The organism is Syntrophotaleaceae bacterium, from assembly GCA_041390365.1.
Classification (GTDB): Bacteria; Desulfobacterota; Desulfuromonadia; order Desulfuromonadales; family Syntrophotaleaceae; genus JAWKQB01.
Genome location: JAWKQB010000002.1, coordinates 663,691 through 678,221, shown reverse-complemented (window position 1 = coordinate 678,221; position 14,531 = coordinate 663,691). Strand labels below are relative to the sequence as shown.

Here is a 14,531-nt window from a genome sequence, read left to right as displayed (position 1 = left end):
CGGGAGCCCATGGAGCCGGATTTGATCACCGAGGAATTCGCAGACTGCTGCCGCAGCGGCGACGAAGCGGCCCTGACCCGGCTGATCGACCGCCTGGGATTCTTAGACCCGAAAAAAAGCGCCACCAACCTTCTCCTGCTCCGGGAAAAAATCGATTCCGACCAACTGACGGAACTGGCTCTGGCCGCCCGCCACTGCTCCGATCCCGATCAGGCGCTGAATGCCATGGAACGGCTGGCCTCCTCCCGCAACGCCCCCGACCTCAGGCCGGTCCTGGCCGACAGCCGTCTCCGCGCAATCCTGCTGAACCTTCTCGGCGCTTCCCGGTTTCTTACCAATATCCTCTGCCGGCATCCGGACCTGCTGCCCCGGTTGTTCCGGCCCGGCGCCTTCGCGGCTCCCCGTCACGAGGAGGAGCTGCTGGACGATCTGCGCCGACGCATTCCGGCCGACTCCTCCTATGACGATCTGCTGCGTCAGCTGAGGGTGTTCAAGCAGCAGGAGATTCTGCGCATAGCAGCCCGTGATCTTTCCGGCCTGGCCGACCTGCCGACGACAACAGCCGAGCTGTCGGATCTGGCCTCCGCCTGCCTCCAGCTTGCCTACGAAATCTGCGACCGGCTGCTGCGATCGGAATATGGTGCCCCCCTGATCGGCGCCGACGGCGACGGGGAGCGGGAGGAGGCCCGATACACGGTGTTGGGCATGGGCAAGTTCGGGGGCAGGGAACTGAACTTCTCATCCGACATCGATCTCATTTACTGCTATTCCAGCGATGCGGGAGAAACCACGGGGATTCAAGACCCGGCAGGCCGCTGGAACCGAAAACTGCCGCTTCACCAGTATTTCGTAAAACTCTCCGAAGCGATCACCAAGGCCATGCACCAGGTCACCGAAGAGGGGTTCGTCTTCCGTGTGGATCTGAGGCTGAGACCCGAAGGGCGGTCTGGAGAGATCGCCATTTCCCAATCCGCAACCGAATTCTATTATGAAAACTGGGCCCAAAGCTGGGAGCGTTCCGCCATGCTGAAAGCCCGTGCGGTGGCTGGCGACCGGGAATTCGGCAACCGTCTGCTGAAAAATCTCGAGCCCTTCATTTTCCGCCGATACCTCGACTACACGATGATCGAGGACCTCAAGGTGATGAAACAGAAGATCGATCGCAACCTGACCCGCGAGCGGGAGGGCGAACTGAATCTCAAACTGGGCCGGGGCGGAATCCGCGAGATCGAGTTTTTTATCCAGGCGATGCAGTTGATCCATGCCGGTAAACATCCTGCCCTGCGGGAAAAGAATTCCCTGCGGGCGCTCTCCCTGCTGCAGGCCGAGGGCTTGATCGATGCGGAAACCTTCGTCATCCTGACCGAAGCCTACACCTTCCTGCGCAGGGTCGAGCATCGGATTCAGGTGGTGGAGGAACGCCAGACCCACAATCTGCCGACTGATGCCGTAGAGTTCGCCCGTCTTGGTCGTCGCTGCGGATTTCAGGACGAGGCGGTTTTCGGCAAGACCCTGGAGGATTTTCGCCAGGCCGTTTCCGCCATCTACCGTGACCTGTTCTATACGAGCGAAGAGGAAGCCCGGGAAGATGTGACCGGCGAAATAGCGGCGATGCTCGACGACGGGGCCGATCCCGACCTGGTCCGGGATCTTCTGCAGCAGAACGGTTTCGTTAGAGTTGACAGCGCCTACGAAAATCTTCTGATCCTCCGTCATGGGGCCGCCTATGGCCGTATCGGGCGTCAGGCCCGACGGCATCTGGACCGGATTTCGCCGCTGCTGTTGAAGGAAGTGATCGCCTCGCCGGCACCTGACAGGGCATTCGCCAACCTGGTGTCCTTTCTCGGCGCGCTTCGAGCCCGGACCACCTTTTTCGCCCTGCTTGCAGAGAACCGTTCGATCATCAAACTGCTGATAAGCTTGTTCGGCACCAGTCAGTTTTTGTCCCGGGAATTCATTCAGCACCCCGAAATGCTCGATTTTCTGGTCTACGGAGTCTCTTCCCCGATAGCAAGGGGCAGGGACATGCTGAGCCAAGACCTCGACCGCCAACTGGAAGAGGCCGCCGATATAGAAGGGCTGCTGGATCAACTGCGCGGTTTCCGGAACAAGGAATTTCTGCGGATTGCCCTGAATGATCTGCGCGGAGAAATCCAGCTTCGAAAAGGAGCCGAGCAGATCACCCTGCTGGCCGAGGTCTGCCTTGAAAAAGCCCTGGCCCTGGCCCGCGCCGACCTGGCACCCCGCTTCGGTCTCCCCGGATGCCCATCAGGTCATGGGCGCGAAGCGGCTTTCGCCATCATCGGCATGGGCACTCTCGGCGGCCGGGAACTCACCTATCACTCCGAACTCGACGTTATTTTCATATTCGAGGAAGACGGTCAGACCCGGCCTGCAAAGGAAAACTTTAGTACCTTCAGATCGATCAGCAACCAGGAATACTTTGCCCGCCTGGCGCAGAAAATCATCTCGGTCCTCTCCCTGACCACTCGTGAGGGCTACGTCTACAGAATCGATACCCGGCTTCGCCCTTCCGGCAACCGGGGGCCCCTGGTCACCAGTCTGGAAGCCTTTCGCGGCTATCATGAAAAATCGACCCGTATCTGGGAACGTCTGGCGCTGTTAAAAGCCAGGGCGGTGGTCGGTCCCTCCGAATTTACCGCCAGAATTCAGCAATTCATCGACAAGATCCTGTTTGAAAAACCCCTGTGTCCCGAACACCGTCTCGAAATCAAGGATCTTCGCGAGAGTTTGGAAAAGGGGCCGGACAGGCAGAAGGGACCGGAGGATGCATTCGACCTGAAAACCGGCCGGGGAGGCCTCCTGGATGTGGAATTTCTCGTCAAGTATCAGCAGCTTCGTTTCGGCGGCGGCGATCCCGGTCTTCGCACTCCCAACACCCTGGAAGCCCTCAAGGCATTGAGGCGAAAAAACTTGATAGAAAACAGCGAATACGTTGTCCTGGCCAATGGCTACCAGTATTTGCGAAGGCTGGAAAACAAGTTGCGGCTGATCCAGGACCAGTTTACCGATCGTCTCTCCGCCAACCCCTCCACCCTCACAGGACTGGCCCGCGCACTCGGCTACAAGGGGGAAAACCCCGGCGGGCAACTTCTCGACCATCACCATAAGATCACGGGAAAGATCCGCGAGGTTTTTGCTCGGTATCTGGGGGAGGAAACCGGGGAGTGAATCAGTGAGGAGTGAGGAGTGAGGGGTAAAGGCGGACCATCTCGTTGTCGTTGATTTACGCCTCACCCCTCACCCCTCACCCCTCACAGGCTGAGATCAGGCGTCTCCCCACCAATCAGTTTCAGGATTTTTTTCAGCCGGAAAAAGACCAGGAACCTGGGTCCGGGGGCCTTTTCCCCTTCCGGCACCGGGCACCGCCGGGACAGTTGCTGAATCAGTTTGGAATCCTTCTCTTCCCTGATTTTTTCCAGGAAAAGGCGGACCCCCTTATAGCCTCCGCCATCTTCGATAAAAAGATAGGCCGCATGGGGGTTGGTTTCAAGATTCTTGTGGGTGAGGCGATCGAGCATGATGAAGGCGATCGATCCGTCCTCCATGCAGTGAGGGCGGGCGTAGATTGCGGCATCGACATGGCCGCTTTCATCGGCGGTCGACAACACGCCGACGCCGGTCGTATTTTCGAAATAGTCCTTGAGGTACATATATGTTCTCCTGTATTGGCGTTACCGATTATCCAACGAGTTAACAAAGGGCGGTTCGAAAAAGTCTTATCGATATCGACCCCGATACAAACAAGCGACTCGGCACGCTCCATGCAAAATGGACCCATGAAGCCGGGAGGACTCTTATGAGCATCAAAAGCCTTTCCAACCATAACCTGCCCGCCAATACTTCCAGGCCCCGGCCGGATCGGACCGGCCCGCAAGCCGATGATTTCGCCTCTTCTCTCGGACGGATTCTTGCCGAACAGAGAGAGTCCCGGCTTTCACGGCCGGCTCTGGAGGCAAAGCTCCTGACCCTGAGCATGAGCCGCAGCGTGCTGGCGGACGAATCGGACAGTGTTCAGGATTATTTCCCCGGTCTGATGATGTCCAGTGATGCCAGAATGACGGGAGCGGTCCGCTCAACCTTTTCCTGTCACAATTATGGCAACTCGGTTCGATCTTTTGACCCGCCCCCATGTCTGTCCGAAGTCCCTCCCCTTGACGAGATCATAGATCGCGCCGCCAGCACCCACGGTGTCGACAGGCAGCTGATCCGGGCCGTGATCCGGACCGAAAGCAACTTCAATCCCCAGGCGACATCTCCGGCCGGAGCTCAGGGCCTGATGCAGCTCATGCCGCAAACAGCGCAGGAACTTGGGGTCACCGACCCTTTCAATTCCGAACAGAACGTGATGGCAGGCACCCGCTATCTCCGTCAGTTGCTGGATCGCTACGAGGGTGACCTCGACCGGGCGCTGGCGGCCTACAACTGGGGCATGGGCAACCTGGAGCGGAAAGGGATGGACCAGATGCCGCGGGAGACGCGGGATTATCTGGCAAGAGTCAAGGAAGCAAAAGGCCGCGCATGAAAACTTCGGCGCGGGTGAGCAGCGTACTCCAGTAAGGTCCGGGAGAAAAATGTCCCGAACGAACCGACCACCAAGCTAGGCCGGCACCGACCAGAAGCACCGACAGGAGCAGCAGGCGCATACGCCGCCGGAAACGTCTTGCAGCTGCAAGGGTTTCCGCTTCCTCGAGCCGAACCAGTTCCTCCTCCATGCGCCGATGATAGGAATCGAGCCGGTCCCGGTTCTGTTCGTCCCGGTCATAAACGCCATCCTGCTCGAAGTCTTCCAAACCTTTACGAAAAGCACGAAATTTTTCAGCCCGCTTCTTGGCTTCTTCCTTTTTCATCCCGCCGGTCATCTTCCCAAGATCCCCTTTCCGTCTACGTCCTCCTTTCCCTGTTGCAAATAGGTCGCCAAAGGTCGCGGATACTGTTACCGACTTCCGCGAAGGCCCTTATATAGGCGGACCATCGGCCAGGAGGGAGTAACGAGGATCTTGCCGGACTCAGGCAGATATCTGCTCTAGAGCATTTTTTTCACGGCCGCCAAAGCTTCCTGATAGTTCGGCTCGTCGGTGACTTCATTCACCAATTCCTTGTAAACGATGCGACCCTGGCTGTCGACGACGAGGACGGTCCGGGCCAGCAGCTTGAGCTCCTTGATCAGCAGACCGTAGTCCAGCCCGAAGGAACGTTCCTGATAGTCGGACAGCGTCTGGACACGATCGATTCCGGCATTGCCGCACCAGCGCTTCTGGGCAAAGGGCAGGTCGACGCTGACGGTATAGGCCACCACCTTGTCGGGCAATTGGGCCGCCTCCTGATTGAATCGCCGGGTCATGGTATCGCACACCCCGGTGTCCAGAGAAGGCACCACTGTAATCAAACGGATCTTCCCTGCCGAGTCGGCCAGTTTGACGGGCTGCAGCCCGTTATCCACCAGGACGAAATCGGGGGCCTGATCGCCGACCTTGATTTCGGGACCGAGCAGGGTCAGTGGATTTCCATGAAAAGTGACGATTCCGGTTCGTTCCTGGGCCATTTTGTCTCTCCTTGACAGTGGTCACGTGTAGATGAGGCATCGGTTTCGTTGGCATCGGGGCGTTGCGGAAGTCTCCGACCCCGATCACGACTTCGATTAAAACTTTACGGCATCTTACGAACCTGTCAAGAAAGACCCTCGTTCCCGCAGACTCCGCAGCGCCGGCAGCCCGGAGAACAGGGAGGCGACAACTCCCCCTTCAAGGCACGGCGATATTCGCGCCACAGATAATCCCGTGTCACCCCATTGTCGATCACCTCCCAGGGAAAGAGCTCCTCCTCACCCCTTTGCCGGGTTACGAAAAAATCCGGTTCAAGCCCATGCAACCGGCATGCAGACCGCAGGGTGTCCCCGCTGGCCAGAGCCGGCAGTATCCTTCCCGTGCGCCGGTCTCCACGGGAAAGCAGCGCCTGCAGTTCCGCCGAGCGCAATGATTCGAAGATGACTTCCGTATTCGCCATGCGCGCCACACCTGAACGCAGCATCCTGCAGCGTTTTTTCAGCAGACCGGTTGCCGCCATACCTGCCCATTGCAAAGGTGTAAAAGGCTTGGGGATGAAAGGATTGACGGACAGGGTCAATTGTCCGAGACGGCCCCGCTTTTTCCCTTCCTGGAGCCAGACGGAACGGACCTTTTCCGCCAGCTGCAACAACTCGGCAATATCGTCATCGGTCTCCGTCGGCAACCCGATCAGGAAATAGAGCTTGAGACTGGGGATACCCCCTTCGGTGAGCATCCTCACCGCCTGCAGAATCTGGTCTTCGTTCAGCCCCTTGTTGATCAGATTGCGCAATCGCTGGCTGCCGGCCTCGGGAGCCAGGGCGCAGGTCCGGTGCCCCGATTCCCGCAGGGCATCGACTTCCGAGGATGTCAGGGAATCGATACGCAGACTCGCCACGGACATCTTCCCCCCCCGATCGGCGATCCCTTTCTGAATCGCGCCGATTTCCGAATGATCGGAGACGGCAGCGCTGACCAGGCCGATCCGCTGCCTCCGCAGCAGGCCCTCGGCAACCTGAGGGTCCAGTTGATCGGGAGTTCGTTCCCGGGACGGGAGGTAAATATACCCGGCGGCACAGAAGCGGCAGCCGCGGGCGCAGCCCCGGGATATCTCCACCAGCGTCATATCGCCGAACTCGGTGTCTTCTGTATGGCAGAAGGTTCGGACCTGGCTCTCACCCAGATCGTTCAGCCAGCGACGCCGCACCCGGGATGGCGCTCCTTTTTGCGCTTGATAGGCGACCACCAGGCCATCGTCCCGATAGCGGACCGAATACAACGAAGGAACATAGACCCCGGGGAGCCGGGCGACCTTTTCCAGCAGTTCCGTCCGATCCTGGGAACTGGACAGAAGAAGGTCGATCACACCCGGCAGAATCACCTCCCCTTCACCGACGGAGAAGAGATCCATGATGTCGGCAAGGGGTTCGGGATTGAGAAAGGCGCAGACCCCGCCGCACATCAGCAGAGGGAAACGACCCTGCCGCTCTTCGGCATACAGGGGAATGCGGGCCAGTTCGAACAGCACCGGCAGGTGGAGATAATCGTTCTCGAAGGAGATGGAAAACGCCACCACGTCAAAATCGTTCAGAAAGTGACCGGATTCGAGCGAAAACAGCGGATAACCGGTATTGCGGTGTTCGGTCAGGTCCTCGGGATCAGGCAGGAAAAAGCGTTCGCAAAGGACGTCTTCACGGCTGTTGAGATAATGGTAAACCCACTGGAAGCCGAGATTGCTCATGGCCTGGTGGTAATGATTGGGATAAACCAGGGCCACGCTGAGACGGCCGCCCCAGGGGTTGGAGCGCGGCCCCTGCTCGTTCTGCAAACGTTTCCGGGCTTTTTCGATGAGTTTGTGAGACATGGGAAATCCGGGCTTATAAGGCGTTTCTATTCCTCGTGGCTCCTTTTTCGTACTCGTACGCGTAATCGTACTCGCGGGTTATTGTATTTTCGAGTACGAGTACCGTCCCTTCGGGACTGAGTACGAGTAAGATGTAACGGCAACAGTCTACCTCATCGGGCAACCGGGACCAAAGAAAATGGGGGCCGCGATGCGGCCCCCGATTGACGAGGGAGTCAATACTGCAGGACATGACCGGTGAAAACACCTGTCTCAGCGGTCGCGGCTGGGCCGTGACCAGCGGACCCCGAAGCCGTGTCCGGACGGGAAGGCGGAGTTTTCCCGTCAGGGGCTTCAGAATCCAGGGCAAAGCTTACTTCCGAACGGCGGCTTAGCCGTTCGATCAATCCACCCGTTTGCGCAGGAAAGTGGGAATATCGTACTCACTCTCTTCGCCAGCCGGGTTGCGCAGACTGCGGGGCCCGTCCTGCTGTCTTTCACGGATGAAGGTCGGCAGGTCGCGATCCACCCGGTCGAGGGAACTGATCGCCTTGTTGCGCAGTTCCTCGACGTTGCGCTTGTTCTTTTCAAAAGAGGCGCCGAAGCCGGTGGCGATGGCGGTGATCTTGATCCGGTCGCCCATCTCCTCGTTGATCACCAGACCGATAATGATGTTGGCATCCTCATGGACCTTTTCGTGAATGATGCTCGATGCTTCGTCGAATTCGTCCATGGTCATGTTGGAGGACCCGGTGATGTTGACCAGCACGCCCTTGGCTCCGGAGATATCGATGTCTTCCAGCAGCGGACTGCTGATGGCCTTCTGCGCCGCCTCGGAGGCACGCCGTTCGCCCTCGGCCACGCCGATGCCCATCATGGCCATGCCCCGCTCGCTCATGATCGCCTTGACGTCGGCAAAGTCGACGTTGATCAGACCGCTGGTGGTGATCAGGTCGGAAATGCCCTGTACGGCCTGGCGCAGGACATCGTCTGAGGGTTTGAAGGCGTCGAGAATGCTGGTATTTTTCCCCGAAAGCCCCAGCAGGCGGTCGTTGGGGATGACGATCAGGGAATCAACCACTTCCTTGAGTCTTTCGATGCCGTACTCGGCCTTTTTCTGCCGCTGCCGGCCTTCCCGGGTGAAGGGCTTGGTCACCACTCCCACGGTCAGAGCTCCCAGTTCCCTGGCCACCTCGGCGATCACCGGGGCACCGCCGGTGCCCGTTCCGCCGCCGAGACCTGCGGCGATGAAGACCATGTCGGCCCCCTCGAGAATTTCCGTCAGTCGAGCTTTGTCCTCCATGGCCGCCTCGCGGCCCATTTCCGGGTTTGCCCCGGCCCCCAACCCCTTGGTCAGCTTTCCTCCCAACTGCACCTTGAGCGGGGCAAGGCTGTTGCGCAGCGCTTGCGCATCGGTGTTCGCGCAGATGAAATCCACCCCTTCCACATGGCTCTGGATCATGGTGTTGATAGCATTGCCCCCGCCACCCCCGACGCCGATGACCTTGATTTTCGCCGATTGATCGATACTTTCATCGAATTCAAACATGACTCCCTCCGATCTTTTGGACGGGCGGGATTTCTCCGCAATACCACCCGTCTGTTAAGTTCCCAACATCCCCTTGCCAGGTTACTTCCAGCCAAAAATCCGGTAACGATCCGGATCAGAAAAATTCACTGAACCATTCCTTCATGCGACGAACCACCTTGTCGAACACGTTTTCCTGCCCGATCATGAACTTGTGTGCTTTCATATTGCGGCTGCCGTATTTGACCAGGCCGACGCCGGTGGCGTAGATGGGCGAATTCACCACATCGATCAGGCCCCCTATCCCCTGAGGGAACCCGCGACGGACCGGCAGATTGAAAATCTGCTCCGCCATTTCCGGCATGCCGGGCAGAATCGTCGTACCGCCGGTGATGACCACGCCCGAAGCGATCAGCTCCTCATAGCCACTACGGATAATTTCCCGGTTAACCAAGGTGAAGATCTCCTCCACCCGCGGTTCCAGAATTTCCGCCAGGAGCTGGCGGGACAGAATCCGGGGCTCCCGCCCGCCAACGGAAGGAACCTCGATGGTCTCGTCCTTGCCGACCATGGAGGTCATGCAGCAGCCGTACTGTTTCTTGATCTTTTCCGCCTCCGCCATGGGGGTGCGCAGACCGACGGCGATGTCGTTGGTCAGATGATTTCCACCCAGGGCGAGCACCGAAGTATGCTTGATGGCGCCGTCGACAAAAATGGCGATATCGGTGGTGCCGCCGCCGATATCAACCAGCGCCACTCCGAGTTCCTTCTCGTCGGGGGAAAGAACGGCGTCGCTGGAAGCCAGCTGTTCCAGGACGATGTCGGACACATTGACGTTGGCGCGGTTGCAGCTCTTGACGATGTTTTGAGCGCTGGCCACGGCGCCGGTGACAATATGCACCTTGGCTTCCAGCCGTACCCCGCTCATGCCGAGGGGCTCCTTGATCCCGTCCTGATCGTCGATGATGAACTCCTGGGGCAGGACATGGATGACCTCCCGGTCCATGGGGATGGCCAGGGCCTTGGCGGCATCGATGACCCGCGCCACATCCTCGGTGGTCACTTCGCGGTTCTTGATCGCGATCACCCCCTGGGAGTTGAAACCCCTGATATGCCCGCCGGCGATACCGGCAAACACCGACCGGATTTCGCAGCCGGCCATCAGCTCAGCCTCCCGCAGGGCCTTGCGAATCGACTCGACGGTGCTCTCGATATTGATCACCACCCCTTTGCGCAGCCCCCGGGAAGGACTGGTGCCGATGCCGACGATATCCAGCCCGTCCTCGGTGAGATTGCCGACGATGGCACAGATCTTGGTCGTGCCGATATCGAGACCGACAATCAGGTTTTCTCTGTTATTGCTCATGGTCTGCCAACCCCCCTCTGAAAATCAATTCTGGTTCCGCCCGAAACCTGTATTCCTTATCGCCGGTCTTCAAAAGATCTGTTTAACCTTTGCCCCGGCTGAATTTATCATCCAGTTTGACGATCACCCGCTCGGCCACCTTGAGATCGATATAGTCGATGGCGGCCAGACGGGGCTGCAGTTCCCGATAGACCGCTTCCAGACGATCGAGCTTGTCCCCGAAGCCGCTGGTGCCGAGGCGTACAGGGACCCCCCCATGATAGGTGTAGAGCGTCATCCCTTCGCGCGCATCGAGAGAGAGTTCCGACACCTCATCCAGCTGGAAGATGTTGCGGCGGTCGAGTTGTGCCAGCAGCTCGACGGCCGCCCGCAGTTCGTTGCGGGACTCTTCAGGTTTCTCCAGCAGCCGCTGGCGATCCATTCCCGAGATCAGCGGGTAGTCCAGGGAATCCTTGGCATCGAGAACCTTGAAGATCTCCCCCGTCTCATCGACATAATAGAGATAGCCGAGACTGACGATCGCCGCCGGACGCCTTTCGGACACCCGGATCATCACTTCATCGGGAAAGATCCTCTCCACGCAGGCGGTGGCCACCCAGGGATTCTCCTCGATCTTGCGGCCGATCATATCCAGATCGAGATCGAAGATGTTGGCTCCGACCTGGATATCGGAAAGGGCGAGGATTTCCTCCTGAGAGAGGCGCTGCTGATTCTCCACCCGCACCCTGGCAACGGCAAAGAAATCGGAGGCCACCAGCATGCGGGCCGTCAGAACTCCGCCGCAGGTCAGCAGGGCGATGCTGACCAGATAGACGGACACCCGCAGCAGTTTGCCGAAAAAACGACGCCAGGCCCAAGGGGTCCGCTGCTTCTTGAAGCGGTTTGCCTTGCCCTTGACCCGTGGTGCTCTGGAATTTTTAATGTCCCGCACTGGCTGCCTCGATAGTTACTTGTTCAGTCCCGCCCCGGCCAGAATCCGCTCCACCAGGTCCTCGAAACTCATCCCGGCGGCGGCCGCCGCCTTGGGCAGCAGACTGGTTTCCGTCATGCCGGGGATGGTGTTGATCTCCAGACAGAAAAAATCCTCGCCCCTGACCATGAAGTCGACCCTGGCCGCACCGGAACAGCCCAGCACCCGGTAGACATCGATCGCGGCCTGCTGCAGGCGGGCGGTCAGCGTTCCGGACAGGGGAGCCGGCAGCAGATAACGGGTGCGTCCGGCCGTATACTTGGCGGCATAGTCGTAGAAACCGCCTTCCGGAACCACTTCGATGATCGGCAGAGCCTGACCGTCCAGCACTCCGACCGTCACCTCGCGCCCCTCGATGAATTCCTCAATGAGCACCAGATCGTCATGCTCGAAGGCGGTCTTCAGCCCCTGGCGAAGCTGGTCGTCATCAGAGGCCCGGCTGATGCCGATGGTCGAACCCTCCCGGGCAGGCTTGACGACCACCGGGTAGGCCGGACATCCGGTCAGTGACTGATCGCCGGCATCGGAGCGGTGCACTTCGAGAAAGGACGGCGTGGGCAGACCGTGATAGAGCAGCAGCTTCTTGGTGACCACCTTGTCCATGGCCATGCTGGACGCGAGCACTCCACTGCCGGTGTAGGGGATGCTCAGCACTTCCAGCAGGCCCTGCACCTTGCCGTCCTCGCCGTAGCGGCCATGCAGGGCAATAAAGGCCACCTTGGCCCCCTGCCAGGTCAACCGCGCCGCCAGATCGCGGCCGGCGTCGATACCGAACGCGGGATAACCCCGGCGCTTGAGCGCTTCCAGGACGGCGTTGCCGGTCCTCAGGGAAATTTCCCGCTCCGCGGACATCCCTCCCATGAGCACCGCGATCGGTCTGTTTTCAAAATTCTGATCTGTTAACAAATTTTTTTCCATAATGGTCTTTGCTTCTCATCGAAATCGCTATCGAAATCGGGATTGGGATCGTCTCATGCTATAGGTCTTTCGGGCTCCCGACAATCCGAACCTCGGTTTCCAGCCTGATACCCGTCATCTCCTCGACCCGATCACGAACCAGATCGATCAGGGTCAGTACATCCTCGGCGGTGGCGCCGCCGAGATTGACGATGAAGTTGCCATGGAGCTCGGAAACCTGGGCCTGCCCTGCCCGAGCGCCCCGCATCCCGGCCTGGTCGACGAGCTTCCAGGCCGATTCCCCTGGCGGATTCTTGAAAACGGAACCGGCATTCGGTCTGCCGACCCCCTGCGCTGTCCGCCGATGCCGCAGCCGCACCGCCACATCCTGTTGCAGGGTTTCCCGATTGCCAGGCTGCAGCTGCAGTTTCACCCCGCTGATCACCCGGCCTGGCGGCAAAGTCGAGCGGCGATATCCGAAGGCGAGCCGGTCGGCCGGCCATTCCTCGATTCCGTCAGCACCGGCCAGCAGAACCGAATCCACCAGGGATCCGATCTCCCGGCCCATCGCCCCGGCGTTCATCGCCACCGCCCCACCGACCGTCCCGGGAATGCCCGCCAGGGGCTCAAGACCTCCCAGTCCCCGCTCCACAGCGAGACGGATCAGCCTCATCAATCCCAGTCCGGCTCCAGCCCTGACCCGTGCCGATTCATCAAAAACGGCGTCCCGAAAATGGCCGAGATGAATGATCGCTCCGCGAAAGCCACCATCCCGCATCAGAAGATTGCTGCCGCTGCCGATCGCCAGCCAGGGGGTGCCGTGACTGCGAAGCAGGCTCAGGGCATTTACCAGATCGGCCACATCGAGGGGGCGCAGGAACAGGTCCGCCGGTCCGCCGATGCGCCAGGTGGTATGCTTGGCCAACGGTTCGGCAATCGCCACCTGCCCCCGCAGGGTCTGCTGCAGTTTGTCAAAGAGCCGATTGGTCACTGCGCCGGCTTTCGGCAAAAGCCTCGCCGACCTGCCAGACGTTTCCGGCGCCGAGGGTGATCACCAGATCCCCCGGTTTTACCGCCGCCTGGAGGTGTTCAACCACCTGGTCGGCATCGGCAACGAAATGCACGTCCTTATGGCCGTGGCCGCGAATCCCTTCGGCCAGACCGCGGCCGTCGATCCCGTCGATCGCCTGCTCTCCGGCGGCATAGATATCCATCACCACCAGGTGATCGGCCTGATAGAAGGCGGTCAGGAACTCATCGTAGAGGGCCTGGGTACGGGTGAACCGGTGCGGCTGAAACACAGCCACGACCCGCCGGTCACTCCACCCGGTCCGGGCGGCTGCCAGGGTGGCCCTGATTTCCGCCGGATGGTGCCCGTAATCATCCACCACCATGATGCCATCGTCCTGATGCTTGATCTGGAAGCGGCGCTGCACCCCGCAGAAATCCTGGAAGGCTTCGATGATGACGGCAAAGGGGATCTCCAGTTCCATCGCCACCGACACCGCGGCAAGGGCGTTGAGCACGTTGTGCCGGCCGGGCATGCGGATGGAGAGACGGCCGAGGCGCTGCCCGTTGCCGCACACCGTAAAGGAGGTGCGGTCCTGATGGTGTTCGATGTCGACGGCATTGATATCGGCCTGGGTGGACAGACCGTAGGTGACGAAGCGCTTCTTCACCTCGGGGACCAGGTTCTGGATATTCTGATCGTCGAGACAGAGAACTGCCAGGCCGTAAAAGGGAACCTTGTTGATGAAATTGACAAAGGTCTGCCTGATTTCGTCGAGATCCTTGTAATAATCGAGATGGTCGGCATCGACATTGGTTACTACGGCAATTGTGGGAGACAGCTTCATGAAGGAGCCGTCCGACTCATCGGCTTCGGCGACCAGAAACTTGCCCTGCCCGAGTTTGGCATTGGAACCGATTGAATCGAGGCGGCCGCCGATGACGACGGTCGGATCGATTCCGGCGTGGGACAGCACCGTGGCCACCATGCTGGTGGTGGTGGTCTTGCCATGGGTTCCCGCAACGGCGATCCCGTATTTCATCCGCATCAGTTCGGCCAGCATTTCGGCGCGGGGGATGACCGGCACCAGCTGACGGTACGCCTCGAGCACCTCGGGGTTGTCGCCCCTGACCGCGGTTGAAGTCACGACAACATCCACCTGACGGAGATTCTCTGCGGCATGACCGTAACTGATCTCCCCTCCCAGCGCGGCCAGCCGCCGGGTAATTTCCGTTTCACGCAGATCGGAACCGGATACGCGATATCCCAGGTTGAGCAGAACCTCAGCGATGCCGCTCATGCCGATGCCGCCAATTCCGACGAAATGTATCTTGCGAATTTTTCCGTACAT

General features: G+C 59.5%; 12 protein-coding genes. 2 read left to right on the top strand and 10 right to left on the bottom strand.

Annotated elements, in window-relative coordinates; all coding sequences use genetic code 11:
* Positions 1-9: 9 nt before the first annotated feature.
* Positions 10-3,192: a bifunctional [glutamate--ammonia ligase]-adenylyl-L-tyrosine phosphorylase/[glutamate--ammonia-ligase] adenylyltransferase gene (glnE, locus tag R2940_10390; protein ID MEZ4600181.1), complete on the top strand. Its 3,183-nt coding sequence runs from the start codon at positions 10-12 to the stop codon at positions 3,190-3,192.
* An 83-nt stretch (positions 3,193-3,275) separates the two neighbouring features.
* On the opposite strand, the gene R2940_10385 is transcribed toward glnE, so the two are convergent.
* A complete protein-coding gene (locus R2940_10385) occupies positions 3,276-3,674 on the bottom strand; it encodes a pyridoxamine 5'-phosphate oxidase family protein (GenBank protein MEZ4600180.1) in 399 nt (132 codons plus the stop codon).
* 146 nt (positions 3,675-3,820) lie between these two features.
* Here R2940_10385 and R2940_10380 point away from each other — a divergent pair, with 146 nt between their 5' ends.
* Positions 3,821-4,546, top strand: coding sequence for a lytic transglycosylase domain-containing protein (locus tag R2940_10380; GenBank protein MEZ4600179.1), 726 nt, complete (start codon positions 3,821-3,823; stop codon positions 4,544-4,546).
* On the opposite strand, the gene R2940_10375 is transcribed toward R2940_10380, so the two are convergent.
* From R2940_10375 to murC, 9 genes are all read right to left on the bottom strand, one after another.
* Complete coding sequence (locus R2940_10375; protein MEZ4600178.1) at positions 4,521-4,871, bottom strand: hypothetical protein; 351 nt, start codon at positions 4,869-4,871, stop codon at positions 4,521-4,523. The genes R2940_10380 and R2940_10375 overlap by 26 nt on opposite strands.
* A 176-nt stretch (positions 4,872-5,047) precedes the next feature.
* Positions 5,048-5,566: a thiol peroxidase gene (gene tpx, locus R2940_10370; GenBank protein ID MEZ4600177.1), complete on the bottom strand. Its 519-nt coding sequence runs from the start codon at positions 5,564-5,566 to the stop codon at positions 5,048-5,050.
* 125 nt (positions 5,567-5,691) lie between these two features.
* Positions 5,692-7,431 (bottom strand): radical SAM protein, encoded by a 1,740-nt coding sequence (locus R2940_10365; GenBank protein MEZ4600176.1) that lies wholly within the window; start codon positions 7,429-7,431, stop codon positions 5,692-5,694.
* Positions 7,432-7,813: 382 nt separating this feature from the next.
* On the bottom strand, positions 7,814-8,959 hold the full coding sequence (ftsZ, locus tag R2940_10360; GenBank protein ID MEZ4600175.1) for a cell division protein FtsZ: 1,146 nt from the start codon (positions 8,957-8,959) through the stop codon (positions 7,814-7,816).
* Between the two features lie 115 nt (positions 8,960-9,074).
* Entirely contained in the window at positions 9,075-10,304 is a 1,230-nt protein-coding gene (gene ftsA / locus R2940_10355) for a cell division protein FtsA (GenBank protein MEZ4600174.1), read from the bottom strand.
* A gap of 82 nt (positions 10,305-10,386) precedes the next feature.
* Positions 10,387-11,235, bottom strand: coding sequence for a cell division protein FtsQ/DivIB (locus tag R2940_10350; GenBank protein MEZ4600173.1), 849 nt, complete (start codon positions 11,233-11,235; stop codon positions 10,387-10,389).
* A gap of 15 nt (positions 11,236-11,250) precedes the next feature.
* Complete coding sequence (locus R2940_10345; GenBank protein MEZ4600172.1) at positions 11,251-12,192, bottom strand: D-alanine--D-alanine ligase; 942 nt, start codon at positions 12,190-12,192, stop codon at positions 11,251-11,253.
* A gap of 58 nt (positions 12,193-12,250) precedes the next feature.
* Complete coding sequence (gene murB, locus R2940_10340; protein MEZ4600171.1) at positions 12,251-13,162, bottom strand: UDP-N-acetylmuramate dehydrogenase; 912 nt, start codon at positions 13,160-13,162, stop codon at positions 12,251-12,253.
* Positions 13,143-14,531, bottom strand: a complete 1,389-nt coding sequence (gene murC / locus R2940_10335) for a UDP-N-acetylmuramate--L-alanine ligase (protein ID MEZ4600170.1) — start codon at positions 14,529-14,531, stop codon at positions 13,143-13,145. The genes murB and murC overlap by 20 nt, the downstream gene beginning before the upstream one ends.